Genomic DNA, 18773 nt, shown 5'->3' with positions numbered 1-18773 from the left:
AATGATTCTTTTGAAAAAAGGATACAGCATTTGTGCGTAAGCAGCAGGCTTGGAAATCGCTCCCCTGCTTTTTTTGCATTATTAATTCAGCTGCCATTGAAATGGCATGTACTCAACCTGAATAGGCCTCAAATCCTTTGCTACAGTTTGCTCTACCCCATGTCGTGAAGCCAAAGATATGATTAAAGTATTCCTATTTAATCCATTAAAAAGCAAACAATTAATTTTTTGATTACAAATAGATAAGGCTCCCTAAATAGTCCATTGCGTCAAATTAACGGACTGAATTTTCAAATTAATCAATAGATTGAACTACACTACAAAGTAGTGCTACTAAACATTATAGGGACACGTTGAACTGGGAGATACTTATGCGAAGATATTGTATTCAAGCAGCCATGTTTCAGTTGCCAATCCCCTTTTTTAATCGTTTTGCTCATGATTTTTGGATTTTAAGGGAGATTGAAAGCAATCACGTCATCGCCCAACTACATGGCCTTGCTACATCAAGAAAAAGCGGGAATATAGTACCAATTGGTTACAACAAAGATCATAGTTTAAAAGCTTACTGCGTTGCCTACGATACTGAATTTGCCAATCAATATGGGTTGCAACAAGGTACTTTTGCACTACCTATTCATGTCCACCGCACAGTGTATCTAAAAGAGGATTGTGTCCAACACTGGCTGCAAGGAATAAAAGCGATTAAATCAATAAATGATTTGGATCTTAATTATCCCCCTTATGGATTTACAATTCCTTTATCAGCCACCATCAACAGCAATTCCATCTATCATACTTTTGCACAGGTAATGGAAATACCCTTGCACACTTTTGATGGTTTTTTTCATGTAGGAATAGAAGGTTCTATCTATGATCAAATTAAACATCGGTTATAATAACCTTACTTAAATTAAGCATACTCATTTCCAAAAATCGCAAGGTTCTGTTTTTTATAAAACAGCCCTTTACCCCTCACTTTATTTTCTGTAGTCTTTCATTTTTTAAATTTAACAAATAAGGATTTTCATGCCTGGTTTCTCTACGTTTAGCATTTACGAAAAAGAAATGCGTGCTTTCGTCATTAAAGTTGCTGAAACAACCTCCCTGGAACACGATAAACTGACGGCATGGTTTTATAGCGAGGGAGTGATGCAGTTTCGCAGTGGACAAGCTGCGGATTATTACCCTTACATCAATGAAAATCTAAAAAAATTCGGTCATAGGCCATTGATCTCCAAACAACACTCCATGGGACAAACACTAACTGGATTTATTACACTCAAAAGCGCATTCATCAACCAGTTTGCAAAAGATCAACTCGAACTCAAAGAGCAATTAGAATCTTTATTTACCCATACTTTTTATAATGCCATAGAGAGTCATTTACCCTACATTGCTATTCAAAGTGAAATATCTTCTGAATTGAGCGCCTATCAAGATAAAAAAGGTGGTCCTCTAGAACCAGCAGAAGCACTTAAACTCTCAATCAAAATGTTTGAAGAAAAACGCTTAGCTAATCCTCAATTAGAAGAGGATTTTAAAAATCAATTAATTCTAATGAATGAGTTTTTAGACTATTTAAGTAAGCAAGCAGCGTCTTCTGGACAACAATTCTTTAAACCAGGTGACAATAACCCGGTACACACAACGTCAGAACAACCCACTCTAAAGTAGTCGAATAAGCATTTTTTAATTGGGCTTATTCCTACTCTAGGATTACAGAGCAAATTCAGTTCCTGGTAGTCCGGGGTGAACATTATCCAAACCCGGGCCCGGGTTTAAATACCTGGGTTTCGTTTCGCTGAATCCAGGCCTGAATTATGATTGGGATAAAACATTATTTGATCTGCTATTTCATTAAGGTTGCAACTACCCCACCTAATTCAAAAACACCTTTAGCAAACATCCCAACAGCATATCCTGCACTTGCGGAATCACTAGTCATGGTTAATACGCTAGGGAGTGGAGATTTAGCGCTAAACGATAATCCATCTGCCACACCATATAAAAAACCCAATGAATCACAAACTCGATCGAACGTCGAACTTTTAGTGTCTGATTTTTGATTTGTTATATCTGGATTCTGGCTTACAGTACCCTCATATAAAGAAGTATATTCAGAAGCAGCCTTCATCACCTCCCTTCCAACAGCTGTAGAAGCCATCTCTTTTTTATGCTTAAGAAGATCTGAAGCAAATTGATCTATAGGGTAGTTATCAGGCCAAGAAGTAATTTCTTTTTCGGGTAATTCAAATGGCATCGGGATTTTACTGCGTATTAGAGTATTTAACAAAATCATAAAATAGATATCTGCAATTTTTCTATTGGATTCTTCATCTAATTGTATATGGTTACGAATCGTTTGGGGATCATTGCCTTCAAAGAGCAACTGCATGGCTTCCCTTTCCTCATGCGTCCAATGCTCTTTTTCTAACATTTCATGCGTTACTTGTTGATAAACTTCTTTAAACTCAGATGCTGCACGCATGCCATCCAGATTTATTTTCAAATATTGAGAATTACTAACCATAATCATCCACCTATTCCTCGTTAGCCAAACTAGATCTAATTATAGTAAACTTTGGACGATTGGACTGAGAGTGTTACTTGAGAGTATTCAATGAAAACTTATAGAAAAGAATTATGGTTTCATGTTGCTGCACGTATGGGATTTATAAATATAACCGATACAGTGCGCGAGTGCTTAAACGACAGTGGTATTCAGGAGGGTTTTGTTTTGGTTAATGCCATGCATATCACTGCATCTGTTTTTATTAACGATGATGAAGAGGGTTTACATCAGGATTATAAAAAATGGCTTGAACACATTGCGCCCCATGAACCCATTTCGCATTATCAGCATAACAATACTGGAGAAGATAATGCTGATGCCCATATCAAAAGACAAATAATGGGAAGGGAGGTTGTAGTAGCGGTTACTGAAGGAAAACTCGATTTTGGGCCATGGGAACAAATTTTTTACGGTGAGTTCGATGGTTGTCGCGATAAAAGAGCCTTAGTGAAAATAATTGGGGAATAGTAAATTGATTCTGCAATTTATATTGAAGGCCCCCCCAATGATGGCACCTCGAGGTTTTGCATTCTCGACTCCACCGATTCTTTTTTACGTTCTGAGGAAAATAGCCCAATACCAATTAAAGTGAGGACCGCACCACCAGCCACTAGTGCCAGAGCGCCCAATGGGGGAATACTGAAAAAACATAATAATACAATTCCTGCCAAAATCGCAACAGCTCCTGAAACAGCCATGAATTCACGTACTACGTGCATGCTAATATCAGGATATTGATGCAAAGGGAACCCTAAAAAAGTCAACGATTCATCGGAAACCAAAGCCTCAGCTAAAGAACCGTATTTCGTTTCAAGTGCACGATAAAAATTTGCAAATTTTCCTTGAGAAATAACATACCCATTTAGATTAAAATTATTATCATAATCAGCAATATAATCCATAGGGATATCCAATGTTTTCTTATAAACCTCATCCAGCAGAATTAAGGTTCTCGTAACCGTCAGAACTTCCACAACATCCTTATATTTTTCATATTCTTGCCTCGAAATGCCTAGAGGCGTTTCCTCAACATGCATTAACTCATGTAAAGCACAAATATATCCAGGTCGATATTTGCCTTCCGAGATATGAGTATCAGAGCCAATTTCACTAACAATGGCCTGTACGCACCAGGTATTCCATTCGTTTTCCAAGTCACTAAGATAGGTTCTTGTCAGCCCAATCTGCGTCCAGGAGACCGCATTTTCTAGTGTAATTTCAGCATCAGCATATTTTTTTATATAGTGGGCTAATATCCCTTTCGAAATCTTATCTGCTTTTTCTTTATACTCAATAGGGATAATATTGAGTCGCTGATTTGAATAGATAGCCTCTTGAAAAGAGGTGAAATAATTCCTGTATTCATAAATCAAGTGTAACTCGCAGGCACGGCTACCGGCTACGGGAGAGAGCAACGTATGCGTTCCTGGATGGTAGATATAATTATTGTATAATTCCAGTTGACTTCTACTTTTATCAAACACGTTGGTTCTATTATTTTTAACAGGGTAATTATTGTATTTAATGAACCCTAATGAGTCAAATAGAGAAATTAATGGCTCGTCTATTTTTCCCCTTTAATTGTGTGTATTATTATCGACACTTTTGTCTTTATTTTAATAAAAGGGGAATTTTATGGGGCGTCTTGTCAATAATATTTTACGTTCAAAGAATATGGAAGCATTGCTGGAAGCTATGGGGATTACCCTAAATAATGCCAAGGTTATATGTAAAGATGAGCGCGTTATTTTTACCCCAGAAACAGTGAACGACGCTGAAACTCTCGTAACAAATTTGCAAGCCCTTTTACAAAAAGATGCGATAAAACCTACTGTTAGACGTATGAGTATTGCTGAGCTATTGACCAATGAAATTGCTCAAGCGGCTTGCTCTGATGATGCAATGGCTGAAACACATAAAAAATCCTGTCTGGCTGTACTGAATGTTTTACAAATGACAGGATTGGAATACGCACTTGATAAAGAACAGGAATATGTGAATATCCAACTTCCATCGACTGCTTATGCCCCATTATTTAATTCTTTAAATTATAAGTTTATGAGCATTGAAGGTGAGAAAATCAAATTCAACATCAAGGAATTTCTAAAAGCTAATAAACAAGAACTTATTTTAATTGATGGAAAACTACCTTTGCTCTTTGTCCATTCAGATTCCTTTGAACAGAAAAAGGTTTTTTATGCAGAGAATAGAATAAGTGAAGATACAGTTGAAGTAACTCCTTACTTTTTTGTTCCCGATGCAATCACGCCACCTGCCTATCATTTTGTTCTAGATACCAGTAGCAGTATGGAGGGAGCCCGTTTGGATGCATTGAAAAAGAGTGTGATCGAATTTGCTGATGCTTTGTTCGAATTTCAACCTGATGCGGTCATTAATATCACTGAATTTAATACAGCTACTACAAAGGTGGGAATGGGTAGTTATCGAAAATCAGATCGTTCTCAGTTAGCTACAGATATCACCAGATTAAATGCTACTGGAACAACCCGGCTTTTCGGAACAGTCTCCGATAAATTGACTATGCTCTCTCAATCAACACAGCACAATAATGTTTTATTATTTACGGATGGTGACAATACAATAGGGGATAACAACCTTCTCATAAAAGGGCTGGAAAAGGATGTCGAATCCTTAAAAAAAACCTCCGCTTTAATTCCTGTGCGTAATAAATTTTTCATTCTGAGCTATGGTACAACGCAACCCGATGTTTTGCATCATGTGGCTGAGGTATTTGGCTCGCTTGTTCTCGATACAGATACGATTGATTTTACTGAAGCCTTATCTAAAAAAGGTAAGTTACAGGAATGGGCAGCAGCTCGAGAGTTATTCACCTGTCGTCTACAGGTTACGAATAGCTCCGACCTGGATGCCAAATCAGAGGAATATGTTCGTTCCTATGATATGTCAGGACAATTTGTTGCGTTAAAGCCAAATCAATATAAGAATAATGAAGCCCTACATTTAACGATTACCGATAGCAATGGTACTGTCCTGCTTGACGATAAGAAATCTTTTGCTAAAAAGCCATTGGAAACCTCTCTGTTACCAGGCAGCGCAAAAGCGGCAAGTAATCTTGGTGTATTTGCGTTGCAGGACACCCGCACTAAGGAAGACAGTCAAACATTAGTACCCTCGTTCGTATAGTGAATAAATTCTCATAAACCCTTCTTCCTAACCGCGCTTTTGCGCGGCATCCAGAGCGATACTAAGGTACTGCCAAGTTCTTTTTAAAAGCAAGATCTCTGAATACCACGCATAAAACCTAGTACATAGATTTATAAGAGTTTATTTATGACCAAGAAGCTAGTTTTTTATGAGTTAAAAAATAGTGTCTTGGAACATGATATGAAATACTAGACCCTTTTGCTGTATTGAAGGACATACAATTGGGCTCTAAGAACTCAAATAATAATGATTTTTTTGGAAATACTGTCATCTATCGCACGAATGATTGTTGGGGCGATATTTTCGTCGTCGATAAAAAAAATATTAGGGCGTTAAACTTCGATCCAGTCTATGATCAAACCGGCATTTATATTCAATATCCTCATATCCCTGTCCATGAATACACTCGTGTAATGGTATTAGTTCTCGCCTTGCTTAAGCCAAACCATGTCACTTTATTAGGATTAGGTGGAGGAAGTTTAATTCACTGCCTCCATTTTCTTTTACCTGAATGCCATCTTTTTTGTACCGAATTACGTGAAAAAGTGTATGACGTAGCAATGAATTTCTTTCAATTACCGAAAGCCCAAAATATCGAAATATTAATTGCAGATGCACAATATGCAATTAAATTTCAAAAAAGTAAAAGTACTCAAATAGTTTTTGCTGACCTGTATCTTGATTATGGAATGAACGTATTTCAAATTCAGCAACAATTTATAGAACAAACGCATCGTATTTTGGATGATCGGGGTTGGTTGGTTATCAATTTTCATGAACTTCCTGAACTGGACTCCCTTTTTATTCAATGCATGCAAGATTATTTTGCTGACCTGTTTATTTGTCCAACAGTGAGCAACAACTATATTTTATTTGCCAGTAAATCCTCTGTTAAAGATTTACAGTTAGATAATTATCAAATGCCCCTTATCGAATTAGAAAATAAACTCAATCTCAAGTTACTCCGTTTATTTAAAAAAATAAAACGCTATAGAAACGAGATAAATGGAGAATTGACGCGAACTTAAAAATAAAAAGACGCATTAATAAGACTAGAATCTGTTAACAACTCGCTTGATTGAGCTATTGTAAACTGTTCAGGTAATGTAGCCTGGTTACTTGCAACCAGGCTACAGTATGCAGAATCGAGCTCTTACTCTGATCTATTTCTATAACATTGTTAGAGATGCTTCCGACAAAGCTTGAGCATGGTCTTTCTGATTTTTTCCTATCTTTGGTAAATCGCGCAGCTCGACAAGATTGGGTTCAACAATCAATACTGCATAATAACCAGTTGCTTGTACACGCTGCATTGTCGGATGAACACCCGTTATTTTATGCTTTATTAAATGATCAAGAATAACGCTTGCTTTATCCTCATCCTTTACACTTAATAAAATTTGAGCTGGACGTGGTTTGTCACCATCACGTCTAGGATAATATTTCCAATGAGATAAACTGTCTTCAAAAAGAGAGCTTGTACATTTCTCTAACGCATCCTCATAGTCTTTTTTAGTGTTTTGGTTAATAAAACTGAACTCATGCGCAGCTAATTTCGGCAATGATTTATTCTCTAAAGAGAACGGTTTAAAATCATGTATTCCTTTTAGTTTTTCTAATATTTGGTTACTTAGAATTCGAGCTGCCGCTTCAATTTTAAGTGCTTTTTTCTGCAAAGCTTTATCATTTGGCTGAAAAAGGATAACCCCAGGATGCTCTGTAGTAACATGATCGATTTCGTGCGCTGCAAAAAATACCTGGTTTATTTCCAGCATTTTATTTGCCGGTGCAATCCATCCGATGCTGGGATCAAAACAGATGACGGTATCAGGTAATTTACTGAATTTGTCTATGCGCTCACCAGGATTAATTTCAACCTCACCAATCAACAGGCACGCATGATTATAAGACTCCCCTGTAAATATATTCTTCTTTTTACTATCTAATGCAATGAAGGTAATCGGCAAATCAATATTTTCCTCCTTAAGCTGTTTTAATAATGCAAATAAAGCATAGGTTGAGAGTTCGCCGCAGGCACCCATTTTACAATAAGCAACCGCAAGCTGTTGCAGCATATAGGTTGAGGTAGCTCCTTCCTGAAAGCCCTTTGCTTTTTTTACTAATACCTCCGAGGCATCTCTTACCAAGTTAAGATTCGTTATGGATTGCAGAAGTAAATCAAAAGATTTTCCAAATTTAACTCTATATTGTTTGATTTCATCTTCATAAACAAAAGGCAATTCAGATAAAGGGATAATACTGTTACGAGTCACTATATTTTTTTGAATATCAGCTAAAATGGTTTGGGCTATTTTGATTGCTTTTTCTAGCGACATGTCTTTTCCTTATTGAAAATAAAAAAAGTGAATATATCAATAAATATTCGGATTGTCTATTATCAAAACAGTTTTTATTTTAAGTGACAAATGGAACATAAAGATCTCTATTTCATTAGAAAAAAGCTTTTCACTGAATCCAGCATCACGTGATTACATCAAGAGTAAAACTGCATTACAATAATAGAATACTTACTAAGCAAAAGTGTTCATTTCACTCTAAGGTACTATGAAAAAAATATTCTTCTCATCCATCTTACTCATTTCCTTATGTTTTTTAACAGGGTGCTGGACAGTACAAAAAGGACAGAAATCTGGAGTCATTGTCAAAGTTGCCAAAGAAGGTAAACTTTGGGGGACCTATGAAGGAGAAATGATCCTGGGTGGTTTGGAAAATGCCAGCGGTGCCAGTGGTCGTGCCTTTCATTTTACTCTGGGGCAATTCAAATCAGAACTGATAAAGCAAGCTGATTTTGCCATGCAAAATAATAAACATGTCATTATTAGTTATCATTGTGATGCCTATACCCTTCCTTGGAGTGGTGAAACGAAATGTTTTGTCACTAAAATTGATATTTTGCCAGATAAATAAGTTGGTTAACTTTGCACTATCTAAAAAAGGAAACTGCATTACTTTAAGATATTTCTTACACAAATTTAAGCAAGTATGGTAATGACCTTTTAGAGAAATTTGTTATGATTAACAAGAACGAGGAATGACAATGGATGTCTTAAAAGGAAAAATATAGCATCACGGAAGATGCAACACCACATGGATGTGGTAGCTCCTCCTCGTGTACTTCACAACTATTTCCCACTCGTACCGCAGCTTGCGAATTCAAATAAAAAACGATTGATAACAATTTTATGCATAATGTCTCTGAACAGATTGATATTTAGTTCACCGTTTATAAGAAGACATCCATCGATATCAACTAGTGCTATTTTTTTCTGACCCCCTACGAATTTACTGTCGCTCATATTGTGCCCCTAAAAATGCTAAAAATTCATTGAATCCGTTTCTTTTATCCTTTTAGTACCTACCTTTTATATCTTTATGCTATAAATTCATTATGTTTAATTTTGCATCATTTCGAGCATATTAAAGTGACTTAATCATTATCGTCGTTCCGTTGTCGATCATCTTTGTAAATCGAAGCATCGACACACAAAGCGAAACAATTTTATGAGTTTTAGTATAATATTGAAGTATGGATTATTCTGGAATAAGTGAGAAATGCTATGAGTAAAGGTGCTGAACTCTTAGTTGCTGCCCTGGAAAATGAAGGAGTAAAATACATTTTTGGCATTCCTGGCGAAGAAAATCTTGATGTGGTGGAAGCGCTCCGAAACTCGTCAATCAAGCTGGTGCTAACACGGCACGAACAGGCAGCTGCGTTTATGGCGGCAACCTATGGACGATTAACGGGTAAACCCGGAGTTTGTATCACTACCTTAGGCCCTGGAGCTCTGAATCTTACTACCGGGGCAGCTTATGCCCTCCTTGGCCAGATGCCCATGATTATGATTACTGGACAAAAAGGCATTTTATCCTCGCGTCAAGCACGCTTTCAGATGGTGAATACTGTGGCGGCTATGCAACCATTAACCAAAATGTCGCGTCAAATTGTATCCCCTTCAATGATTCCTGCCATCGTAAGGGAAGCATTCCATCTCGCTCAAGAAGAAACCCCAGGACCTGTGCATTTGGAACTTCCTGAGGACATTGCTGCGGAGAAAAGTAAAAAAGTTGCTCTCATTCCGCCACACCCTATAGAATACCCTGTGGCAAGTGAGGAGTCGTTAAATCGCGCAGCGGAAATGATTAAAAAAGCAAAGCGCCCTCTCGTAATGCTTGGTGCCGCTGCTTCACGCCCAAGAGCAACCAATGCACTGTCCCAATTTATTACGCGCACAAAAATTCCTTATTTCACAACCCAGATGGGTAAAGGGACGGTTTCTGGAGCAACAGAGTTTTATATGGGAACCGCGGCTCTTTCAGAGCGGGATTATGTACATGAAGCGATAGAACAAGCTGATCTGATTATCACGATTGGCCATAGTACAATAGAAAAACCACCTTTTATCATGGGCTCTCATCTTAAAGTCATTCATGTCAATTACAAATCGGCTAATGTGGAACAAATTTATTTTCCCCAAGCAGAGGTTATTGGGGATATGGGGCCTTCCTTAAAATTGCTTGCGGATAAGCTCGAGAGTAAGCTCCCTCATGCAGATGCACTCCTTCATTTACGTGAAGGAATTTTGAGTAAAATCGCAGCGCGAGCTACTGAGGATCGATTTACTCCTCAACGTATGGTGTATGACGTCCGACAAGTAATGCCACGTGATGGGATTCTCGCGTTGGACAATGGAATGTATAAAATCTGGTTTGCCCGCAATTATCGAACGCAAGTGGCAAATACCATTCTTCTTGATAATGCACTTGCTACAATGGGAGCTGGACTTCCCTCAGCAATTATGGCCTCACTTTTGTATCCTGATCGCCGAGTAATGGCTGTGTGTGGCGATGGCGGTTTTATGATGAATAGTCAAGAATTAGAAACTGCCGTCCGACTTAAATTAAACCTGGTGGTACTCGTAATTGAAGATCATGCATTTGGTATGATACGTTGGAAACAAGCGGTAGATCATTTTCCTGATTATGGTATGACATTCACAAATCCTGATCTAATAAAATACGCTGAATCATACGGAGCACGGGGCACCCGGGTTGAATCCATTGGAAATTTTCAATCCATCCTGGAAAACGCATTCAAGAATGGAGGCGTCCATCTTGTTGTGTTTCCCATTGATTATTCAGAAAATAAACGTGTCCTCGTGGATGAATTACAAGAGCGGCTACCGCCAAAGAAAAAGGGAAAATAATGACAACAACACTTCGCGTGGTACGTGCATTTGATCGAACATTAATTAAAGAAATTCCCTCTGATGATGCACAAGCACTTGTCGCAAAACTTAAGAAAGCGGCATCAACCCTAAAAAATCGTGATGGCTGGCTCAAACCTTATGAGCGTATGGCTATATTGAAACGTGCTGCCGAATTATTGGCATCCGAGCAAGAACGTTTTACCAAGTTGATTGCGCAAGAGGGAGGGAAACCCTTGACCGATGCAGCAATTGAAGTGACTCGTGCTATAGATGGGTTAAACGATGCAGCAGAAGAATTACGTCACTTTGCAGGCAAAGAAATTCCTATGGGACTCACCCAAGCTAGTGAGCGTCGCTGGGCATTCACGATTAAAGAACCCATTGGCGTAGTAGCCGCCATTTCGGCGTTTAACCACCCACTCAATCTCATTGTGCATCAAGTAGCCCCTGCAATTGCTGTGGGTTGTCCGATAATCATCAAACCTGCATCAACAACCCCTTTATGTTGTTTAGAACTCATCGAATTATTGCGACAAGCAGGACTTGCAGAAGCATGGTGTCAAACCTTCATTACGGAAGATAATGACTTAGCGGAACGACTTGCAACTGATGAACGAGTCGCATTCTTAAGCTTTATAGGCTCCGCTAAAGTGGGTTGGTACTTAAGAAGCAAACTGTCTCCAGGAACCCGTTGTGCCTTGGAGCATGGAGGAGCGGCCCCAGTAATCGTTGATCGCAGCGCGAATTTATCGAAAACGACCCAAGCCCTGGTCAAAGGCGGTTATTATCATGCCGGGCAAGTATGTGTTTCAGTACAACGGATCTTTGTTCATAAAGACATTATTACCTCATTCATGGACGAATTCGTAAACCGTGTGAAAGGACTGCGTGTTGGTGATCCCCTTTTAAAGGAAACTGAAGTAGGACCGTTGATTCTTCCACGTGAAACTGAGCGTGTCATGTCCTGGATCGATGAAGCCGTGGCAAAAGGAGGAGCAAAATTATTTGGTGGCGGGCGACTTTCCGAAACGACTTTAATTCCCTCGGTATTGCTCAATCCAGCCGCTGATGTCAAAGTATCACAATTGGAAATTTTTGGGCCGGTAACCTGTATTTATGAATATGAAAAAATTGACCAGGCAATTCACACCGCAAATTCATTACCCTTTGCCTTTCAAGCAAGCGTATTTTCTGAGGATTTAGAGCCTGCATTAAAGGCAGCAGAAAGTCTTGAAGCCTCCACAGTACTCATTAACGAACACACCGCTTTTCGTACTGATTGGATGCCCTTTACTGGATTAAAGCAATCAGGTTATGGCATTGGGGGAATACCTGGGACCATGGAAGAAATGTCCAAAGAAAAAATGATTGTTTTGAAACAAAATTGATACGTGGTCAACAAGGAAACACCTACGTGCGAAAGCAATTAGTATGGTTGCTTTCAACCAGAAGTACTACTGATTTTTCTATCTAACCTCATTGATTTTAAGCAAAGCAAGTAAAGCCACGAACATCATCGTAAATACGGTAATCAGAGCCATCGCCCCATAAATATCTAAATGAGTTGAAGCGCCTAAAGGATCAACTAATTGGGATAAACCCTGTATCCCGTAAATAGCGACCGCTTCTCTCCAAAAGTTTTTTGAAGAAAAAACAGCATGCTTGCTCGTAGCCATAACATCATACCTGGCAATATAAACCGCAAAAATTTGATAAATAATATAAACCACAAAGAACCAACCAAAATAATTTTGCAAGGGGACACCAAAATACGGTCCCCCATCCCTCCATACCCATAATGAATAGACTGTTGAAGACAGAGGATCCATACATACATCCCACATCACCATAATAAAAGCAGCGATTAAAGGTACGAAGAATATCTGTTTCCCAGCAAGTGGCGTAGCGTATTGTCCCAAAAGGATATGAGCCAGAATCCACGAAGCGTAGCCCGTTCCAAAATAAGCAAACATAATAATAAGCGGCACCTGAAAAAGCCTAGGCCCAGCTAATTTATCATAATAATAATGCCCAAAAGGAAAACCTGTCTGAATGCTTAGTGCTTCAAAAAAATGACTGACCAACCAAGTGATGATAAAAAATAAAATAAGATTCTTTAGACCATATCGCTCTTTACCATGTAGGCAAGATGAAATAAAAATAGTCAAGACGAGAATAATAGGTAAAAAAATCACGGCGAGCGGTCCATGCCAGGCAGCAGAAAAAAGGGTTGCCAGAAAATAAATAGTAATCACTGTCCATCTCATCATACTACTTCTTTTTCTTGTCGCTTCATTTTTGGTCATTTAACGTGTCCTTACTCATATTCCCATTTGCACAACCCACCTATAAAGTTACCCGATTTAAGTTTCATTTAATAGATTAGATTTTGTAGAAATGATGATGCAGATTAAGTATTGTTTAATGATACTATTGTGTTTTTAAGCGAAAGAATACAAATGATTCAAGATAAGCATTTTCACTACACACGATGAAGGATTTACTTAAGGAGAGCGCAGGATGCAAGGACAAACCAATCCTCTAAGCCCACTTAGAAGATTGTTATTTTTATTATTGATAAGCAATATAAAATGGTCAGCCGCTAGTACGCCTGTATCACTCAATCAACCCCCAGCCATAGGCAATTTTGCTCTAGCAACGTCACAACAGCCTGGTCCTTTTTTTTCTTTTGGCCAAAATGTTATTGATAAGAATCAATTTATTGTTTCTTTTAACCCCAATTACTTATATAGCCAGACCCAACGCATTTTAGACGGAACTCCCTCCATTCTTTATGGAATCACCGACTCAGCCTCGATATTACTCTCATTGCCCTATGCTTTTAGTTATAAAAATGGCAATCAAAGCTTATCTGGCGTCGGCGATCTTGCCCTTGATTTAGAATATGCATTTTATAATTACGAAAACTCAAGATATTCAGATCAAGCAACTATTATTTTTGCTCCTAGCTTCCCTGTCAGTACTTTAGATGAAATAACTAAAAAACTGAATCCAAGCAGCCGTGTATCAGGATTTTCCAGGAAAAGTGCCCCTTCCAGTTTTGATGTGATGACTTATTTTATTGGGGCTACTTACTCGCGTATGCTCGTTGACTGGTATGGTTTTATTGCCCCAGGAGCCTTATTCGCAAGCAAAAAAGACTCCATTCAGCAAGGAACGCAATATTATTATAATCTCGGGATAGGACGTACTATCAAAAGCGCAGAAAAAAAATACATCCTTTTTGGATTACTTGAAGTAAATGGCCAATATAGTGCTAAAACCAAATTTGACTCACTTAATGTTCCTAACACAGGAGGGTCTATTATTTATGCAACCCCATCCCTCTCATTTTCTACATCCAAAATAATGCTGCAGGCCGGCCTTTCCTTGCCTGTCGCCCAATATTGGTATGGCAATCAAAGTAACATCTCTTATTATGCAAGTGGTATTATTACCTGGACTATTCAATAGAGAGCTTTCTTGCCTACTTGCCGTGCTTTATGCACGGCATCCAGTCGCTCGCATATAGCCTAAAGCTCAGCACATACAACGCGGAATGTAGGCTTTGGGGATTACGGAGTAGATGTTTTAATTTTATATTATGCTCTTCGAGGTTTTTACCCTGTCTACTTTACGAACAGGAGTTAATAAAACATTAATTCTTTTTATTTATACTAAATATTATTATATGTAATAAACGGCTGATGCTATGCCAAGGCATATGTTATTTTCAGATGAAATGGATTACATCGTGACACAATACCTCGCAGGAAAACCAGAATGGGAGAAGCGAGAAGTAGGCGTCATTATCCCTAATCTGGAGGACCCAGAGGGAATAAATGTCACCTATTTTTATAACCAAGAAAAAAATTCTGTTGTCATTCCCAGCCCATTAGCTGTAAAAAATGGCGAAGGCCTTGCTGCCGAACCTTCTTATCAAGCAACCATAACGGCTATTGAAAAACACTTAGGTACGAATCACTTTAATATTTGCAGTTCTTTATTGGGAAAAGGTTCTGGAGAGCGCCACTACGTCGCAGTTTATCATGCACAAAACGAAGACAAAGAAATGAGTGTTTTTGACTCAAAAATAAGTGAACCGGAACAATTCTTCAATTCTTCTAATGCACCGTCTATTTGGGAAATGGCATGGGGATACTTGACAGCTCCGTTTAAAGCATTTGGATTATGGGCATTTAACATTGGCAAACAAATCAATGTCTCCTTTTTAGATCAGCAGATAACAATACACCGCTTAGAAACTCAGCCTATATTCGATGGCGTTAGCTGCGGCTACCATTCTACAGGCGCCTTATTAGCAATGATAGATCAAATTGATAAAGGTGAATGCGGCACTGAACGCATTACAGCAGCAATAATGGGAAATGATCATCTTGATCAATCAGCAGAAACACTACTAAGCAGCAAAGGAAAGAAGAAGGAAATATCCTCTGTTTCACCCGCTTTAAAAAAAGTTGCCGTTCCAGACTCCAGCTCGAAACGAGGCTTACAGCCGAAACAAAAAAATTTGGAGCAACATCAACACGCTCCCCCATCTCCAGGAGTAGTGAACCCTCATAGTTCAAGTAATCACCACTCACTGACTAAGACTTAAGGCAAAAGCGAATTCAATCTATAGTTGTAAAGAAAGATATAGTTAAAATTTTTGTTTGCTTTATTTACAAACCATGCATCTATTCTCTATCCTAAACGTTCAATATTTTACTGAACTCAAACATAAGCACCATATTTTCTGAAACATTGGTTGCACACATCCTTGATGTCCGTTAATTTGGGTTATCTTTTTCTGAGCATTGCAAGAGAAGTTATTTGGTCAATTTGTATGAATAAACAAACTAAATTAAAAAGTTATAATGAATTACTCACCAAGATTACTCATTTATATTTAATAAAAAAACAATTTATTTGCGCCGCTTCGTTGTTATTGGTTGCTCCATGCTCTTGGGCAAAACATTCTTATGACACTATAATCATAGGGGCGGGCGTATCTGGATTAACTGCCGCAAAGCAATTACATCAAGCGCACCAAGACGTACTTGTTATTGAAGCCAAAGAACGCCTCGGTGGCAGAGTATATACAGACTATAATTGGGGGTTTGCTATTGATCTGGGAGCTACCTGGATTCACGGGATTGAACATAACCCGCTAATCCCCTTGTTAAACCAACAAACTATAGTGCTCAATAGTTACAATAACTCTAAACCAACCGAGATGTTAAAAGACTTTGCTTTGTTTAATAGTGACGGAAAACCGGTATCAGAAAACTCTTTAAAATTATTTTCCAGTTTGGCTCATGAATTTATACGTTACAGTAAAACACAAAATATCATGCTCTCTTTTGCTCAAAATTTTACTGTATTTGCACAGAAAAAAAAGTTGGATGCAGAGCAGCGTGCCTTACTGCATTATGCATTAGATAATATTTACACTTATGAATTTGCTGATAATTTGACACAATTATCACGTAATGTATATTCAGCATATGAAAGCTCAACTTCTTCTGGAAAAAATGCATTCATTCCTGCCGGCTATTTTCAGCTTTTTCAACAATTTTCACAGAATATTCCTATTCATTTGAATCAAATTGTCCAACAAATTGATTATACTTCCGATGATGTCCATGTCATCACTCAAAGCCACACCTATGATGCCAAACACGTGATTATCACTGTTCCTTTAGGAGTACTAAAAGCCAATAAAATTATATTTCATCCTTCCTTGCCTGAAGAAAAAAGAAATGCAATAGCAGAATTAAAAATGGGAAATTATGAAAAATTATATTTATTGTTTGATAAGGTCTTTTGGGATAAAGATAAAGAATGGATTGGTATACTACCCAAAAATGGTGAAGAAGCCTTCAATATCTTTAATTATTATAAATACACAAAAAAACCCGTTCTCATTGTATTTACTGCTGGTAAGCTTGCCCGTGATATGGAAAAAAGAGGCCATTTAAAAGAATGGGCAATGCACCACTTAAGAACAATTTATGGAGTGAATATACCTGAGCCAATCAAAGCAAAACAATCACACTGGACTAACGATCCATTTACTATGGGCAGCTATTCTTATTTACCCATCAATGTTGATAAAAATATTGTTGCATTATTAGCTAAGCCAGTAGCAGAAAAACTCTATTTTGCCGGTGAAGCAACTTCTACAAGCGATCCAAGTACCGTCCATGGTGCTTATTTATCTGGCCTGCGGGCTGCACATGAAATACTAACCAAAAACCACTTTTACATACAGCACAACAAAGAGGTATCTTCTTCGAGCTCATTAGTGAAACGAGCATCCTCAGGATAATAATTGCTTAAATATTTTACGCCGGCTTCGATTTCTTTCAGTTGTTTATCACCTAAAAAGCGTGCATCTACATAGATACTGTAAGCGGCAATCGCCAATACCAGCGCCGACAAAATGGACATGCCTACTGCTACAAGAGCCATACCAAATGGACCAGTACATACAGCTGCCCCAAATAAAACGAGGCCTAGAGCTCCCGCAGAAGCAATAATTGAATTCGAAAAGATGTTACATCCCGAAAAAAACTTATTAATATTTTTGTGTTCTTTAACCTCATCTTTTAATAGCAAAAATCGATTGTTTAACTCGTTGCTATATAAGGCAGGGTTAAAACTTCTATCGGAAATCGCATTTTGCATTACCAATGAAAGATATTGATAAAAAAAATCAACCCGGCTTGATTGCGTAGCTCCTTTTAATTCACTCAGGCTTACGGTGAGTTTTGCAACATGCATCTTTAATCTCAATAAAGCTTTAAATTTATCCCTATCCCATCTCAACGTGTCAGGTGATGAAAGTTTTTCATTAATACTTATTTCATACTGTGATTTAAAAAAGTTTGGAAAATATAATTTGGTAAACATAGTCGCTTTAATAGCTTGTAATTTGGACAACATTATAAAAAATTATTTCTTTATTGCAAGCAGCCTGACTCATTTTCCAGATCAGGCTGATAAAAATGTCTCTAAGGTACCATTAATCAATTTGACTTATAAATAATCAAAAATATTACTCTATTTTCATAACCCATTGTTTTTATTGTATATTTAATTCATAAAAAGTTTTTAATGAAATCAAATAGGGCTTACAAAAACCAAAAGAAGAACTTTTTTTACAAAACGTGTTTTTTAATTATAATGTGGACGATTTTTTATTTTTTAAGGGTTCCTTATGGCTAAAAACACACTGTTTAATTTTCTTTAAAAACGAGGCTACTGTCCAGTTACCGCAAGGGTATACATTGGTATTAGATACCAACATAGCTGAGCAAGACTACTACCGTATTGAATGTCCCGCACAAGTGCACGCTATCGTAAAAGACAAAGAAAACCAGTATGAGTTGGGCAAACACCATGTGAGTATTTATCAAAATGAATTTCGGAATAATCCAAAATTAAGCCAGTATCATTATACCTCTGAATTTACAAACCAATTAGGAGGACGCTATCGACTGCATGTTTACTTCAATGCTTTTGATAATTTACTCCCCAATATAACCTTTGAGAAAGAAACCAATACTGGTTATGAATTGGTAGATTGCAAGGATTTGAAAAAACAATTTACTATCTTGGCACTTAGGAATACGGAACCTTTAATTAAGAAACTCAGACAGCAGCATACTGACACTATTAAAGCTTTAGAAGCCCGTTATAACGATTGTGACGAGCGACTTGCAAAACACTTTGATCCTCGAAAAGAGGGTGCAGCGCAAACATTACAAATCACTAAAGAA

At 37.8% G+C, this 18773-nt stretch carries 16 protein-coding genes and 1 pseudogene; 12 read left to right on the top strand and 5 right to left on the bottom strand.

The annotated features are described in order from the left end of the window. Nucleotides 1-371: 371 nt before the first annotated feature. Nucleotides 372-899 carry a hypothetical protein gene (locus Lpar_RS07590; RefSeq protein WP_058517375.1) on the top strand — a complete coding sequence of 176 codons (528 nt, stop codon included), beginning with the start codon at nt 372-374 and terminating at the stop codon, nt 897-899. A gap of 130 nt (nt 900-1029) precedes the next feature. Further along, nucleotides 1030-1677 (top strand): hypothetical protein, encoded by a 648-nt coding sequence (locus Lpar_RS07585; protein ID WP_058517374.1) that lies wholly within the window; start codon nt 1030-1032, stop codon nt 1675-1677. A 175-nt stretch (nt 1678-1852) separates the two neighbouring features. Here Lpar_RS07585 and Lpar_RS07580 read toward each other — a convergent pair whose 3' ends face one another. Further along, on the bottom strand, nt 1853-2533 hold the full coding sequence (locus tag Lpar_RS07580; RefSeq protein WP_058519203.1) for a hypothetical protein: 681 nt from the start codon (nt 2531-2533) through the stop codon (nt 1853-1855). A gap of 90 nt (nt 2534-2623) precedes the next feature. Between Lpar_RS07580 and Lpar_RS07575 the strand changes: the two genes are divergently transcribed. Then, nucleotides 2624-3043, top strand: a complete 420-nt coding sequence (locus Lpar_RS07575; protein WP_058517373.1) for a secondary thiamine-phosphate synthase enzyme YjbQ — start codon at nt 2624-2626, stop codon at nt 3041-3043. A gap of 17 nt (nt 3044-3060) precedes the next feature. On the opposite strand, the gene Lpar_RS07570 is transcribed toward Lpar_RS07575, so the two are convergent. After that, nucleotides 3061-4059, bottom strand: coding sequence for a hypothetical protein (locus tag Lpar_RS07570; protein WP_058517372.1), 999 nt, complete (start codon nt 4057-4059; stop codon nt 3061-3063). 151 nt (nt 4060-4210) lie between these two features. Between Lpar_RS07570 and Lpar_RS07565 the strand changes: the two genes are divergently transcribed. Together Lpar_RS07565 and Lpar_RS07560 are read left to right on the top strand one after the other, a co-directional pair. Then, nucleotides 4211-5740, top strand: coding sequence for a VWA domain-containing protein (locus Lpar_RS07565; RefSeq protein ID WP_058517371.1), 1530 nt, complete (start codon nt 4211-4213; stop codon nt 5738-5740). Between the two features lie 242 nt (nt 5741-5982). After that, nucleotides 5983-6789, top strand: coding sequence for a class I SAM-dependent methyltransferase (locus tag Lpar_RS07560; RefSeq protein ID WP_058517370.1), 807 nt, complete (start codon nt 5983-5985; stop codon nt 6787-6789). Nucleotides 6790-6930: 141 nt separating this feature from the next. Here the strand turns inward: Lpar_RS07560 and Lpar_RS07555 are convergent, their stop codons facing one another. Then, on the bottom strand, nt 6931-8097 hold the full coding sequence (locus tag Lpar_RS07555) for a hypothetical protein (protein WP_058517369.1): 1167 nt from the start codon (nt 8095-8097) through the stop codon (nt 6931-6933). A gap of 229 nt (nt 8098-8326) precedes the next feature. On the opposite strand from Lpar_RS07555, the gene Lpar_RS07550 reads away from it, so the two are divergent. The 3 genes from Lpar_RS07550 to Lpar_RS07540 all read left to right on the top strand — a co-directional run bounded on the left by Lpar_RS07550 (nt 8327) and on the right by Lpar_RS07540 (nt 12377). After that, on the top strand, nt 8327-8689 hold the full coding sequence (locus Lpar_RS07550) for a hypothetical protein (protein ID WP_058517368.1): 363 nt from the start codon (nt 8327-8329) through the stop codon (nt 8687-8689). A gap of 650 nt (nt 8690-9339) precedes the next feature. Then, complete coding sequence (locus tag Lpar_RS07545; protein WP_058517367.1) at nt 9340-10986, top strand: acetolactate synthase large subunit; 1647 nt, start codon at nt 9340-9342, stop codon at nt 10984-10986. Continuing rightward, a complete protein-coding gene (locus tag Lpar_RS07540; RefSeq protein WP_058517366.1) occupies nt 10986-12377 on the top strand; it encodes an aldehyde dehydrogenase family protein in 1392 nt (463 codons plus the stop codon). The genes Lpar_RS07545 and Lpar_RS07540 overlap by 1 nt, the downstream gene beginning before the upstream one ends. Before the next feature lie 78 nt (nt 12378-12455). On the opposite strand, the gene Lpar_RS07535 is transcribed toward Lpar_RS07540, so the two are convergent. Beyond that, nucleotides 12456-13295, bottom strand: a complete 840-nt coding sequence (locus Lpar_RS07535) for a carotenoid biosynthesis protein (RefSeq protein WP_058517365.1) — start codon at nt 13293-13295, stop codon at nt 12456-12458. A gap of 214 nt (nt 13296-13509) precedes the next feature. On the opposite strand from Lpar_RS07535, the gene Lpar_RS07530 reads away from it, so the two are divergent. The 3 genes from Lpar_RS07530 (at nt 13510) to Lpar_RS07520 (ending at nt 17320) form a co-directional block, all read left to right on the top strand. Continuing rightward, a complete protein-coding gene (locus Lpar_RS07530; RefSeq protein ID WP_115341273.1) occupies nt 13510-14463 on the top strand; it encodes a hypothetical protein in 954 nt (317 codons plus the stop codon). 280 nt (nt 14464-14743) lie between these two features. Further along, nucleotides 14744-15607: a hypothetical protein gene (locus tag Lpar_RS07525; protein WP_133133961.1), complete on the top strand. Its 864-nt coding sequence runs from the start codon at nt 14744-14746 to the stop codon at nt 15605-15607. Between the two features lie 228 nt (nt 15608-15835). Further along, nucleotides 15836-17320 (top strand): flavin monoamine oxidase family protein, encoded by a 1485-nt coding sequence (locus Lpar_RS07520; RefSeq protein WP_058517363.1) that lies wholly within the window; start codon nt 15836-15838, stop codon nt 17318-17320. On the opposite strand, the gene Lpar_RS07515 is transcribed toward Lpar_RS07520, so the two are convergent. Further along, nucleotides 17254-17775, bottom strand: a complete 522-nt coding sequence (locus Lpar_RS07515) for a hypothetical protein (protein ID WP_237759362.1) — start codon at nt 17773-17775, stop codon at nt 17254-17256. The genes Lpar_RS07520 and Lpar_RS07515 overlap by 67 nt on opposite strands. 506 nt (nt 17776-18281) lie before the next feature. Between Lpar_RS07515 and Lpar_RS07510 the strand changes: the two are divergent. After that, nucleotides 18282-18773, top strand: a pseudogene (locus Lpar_RS07510) (hypothetical protein); the annotation flags it as partial.

The sequence above is a fragment of the Legionella parisiensis genome (assembly GCF_001467945.1).
Classification (GTDB): domain Bacteria; phylum Pseudomonadota; class Gammaproteobacteria; order Legionellales; family Legionellaceae; genus Legionella; species Legionella parisiensis.
This window is presented reverse-complemented; position numbering and strand designations above follow the sequence as displayed.

What these genes read in the sequence shown, in the direction of transcription:
- Lpar_RS07530 (WP_115341273.1), top strand. Translation starts at nt 13,510, where the DNA reads ATGCAAGGACAAACCAATCCTCTAAGCCCACTTAGAAGATTGTTATTT.
- Lpar_RS07545 (WP_058517367.1), top strand. Translation starts at nt 9,340, where the DNA reads ATGAGTAAAGGTGCTGAACTCTTAGTTGCTGCCCTGGAAAATGAAGGA.
- Lpar_RS07535 (WP_058517365.1), bottom strand. Translation starts at nt 13,295, where the DNA reads ATGACCAAAAATGAAGCGACAAGAAAAAGAAGTAGTATGATGAGATGG.
- Lpar_RS07575 (WP_058517373.1), top strand. Translation starts at nt 2,624, where the DNA reads ATGAAAACTTATAGAAAAGAATTATGGTTTCATGTTGCTGCACGTATG.
- Lpar_RS07580 (WP_058519203.1), bottom strand. Translation starts at nt 2,533, where the DNA reads ATGGTTAGTAATTCTCAATATTTGAAAATAAATCTGGATGGCATGCGT.
- Lpar_RS07590 (WP_058517375.1), top strand. Translation starts at nt 372, where the DNA reads ATGCGAAGATATTGTATTCAAGCAGCCATGTTTCAGTTGCCAATCCCC.
- Lpar_RS07540 (WP_058517366.1), top strand. Translation starts at nt 10,986, where the DNA reads ATGACAACAACACTTCGCGTGGTACGTGCATTTGATCGAACATTAATT.
- Lpar_RS07585 (WP_058517374.1), top strand. Translation starts at nt 1,030, where the DNA reads ATGCCTGGTTTCTCTACGTTTAGCATTTACGAAAAAGAAATGCGTGCT.
- Lpar_RS07515 (WP_237759362.1), bottom strand. Translation starts at nt 17,775, where the DNA reads ATGCATGTTGCAAAACTCACCGTAAGCCTGAGTGAATTAAAAGGAGCT.
- Lpar_RS07550 (WP_058517368.1), top strand. Translation starts at nt 8,327, where the DNA reads ATGAAAAAAATATTCTTCTCATCCATCTTACTCATTTCCTTATGTTTT.
- Lpar_RS07565 (WP_058517371.1), top strand. Translation starts at nt 4,211, where the DNA reads ATGGGGCGTCTTGTCAATAATATTTTACGTTCAAAGAATATGGAAGCA.
- Lpar_RS07520 (WP_058517363.1), top strand. Translation starts at nt 15,836, where the DNA reads ATGAATAAACAAACTAAATTAAAAAGTTATAATGAATTACTCACCAAG.
- Lpar_RS07555 (WP_058517369.1), bottom strand. Translation starts at nt 8,097, where the DNA reads ATGTCGCTAGAAAAAGCAATCAAAATAGCCCAAACCATTTTAGCTGAT.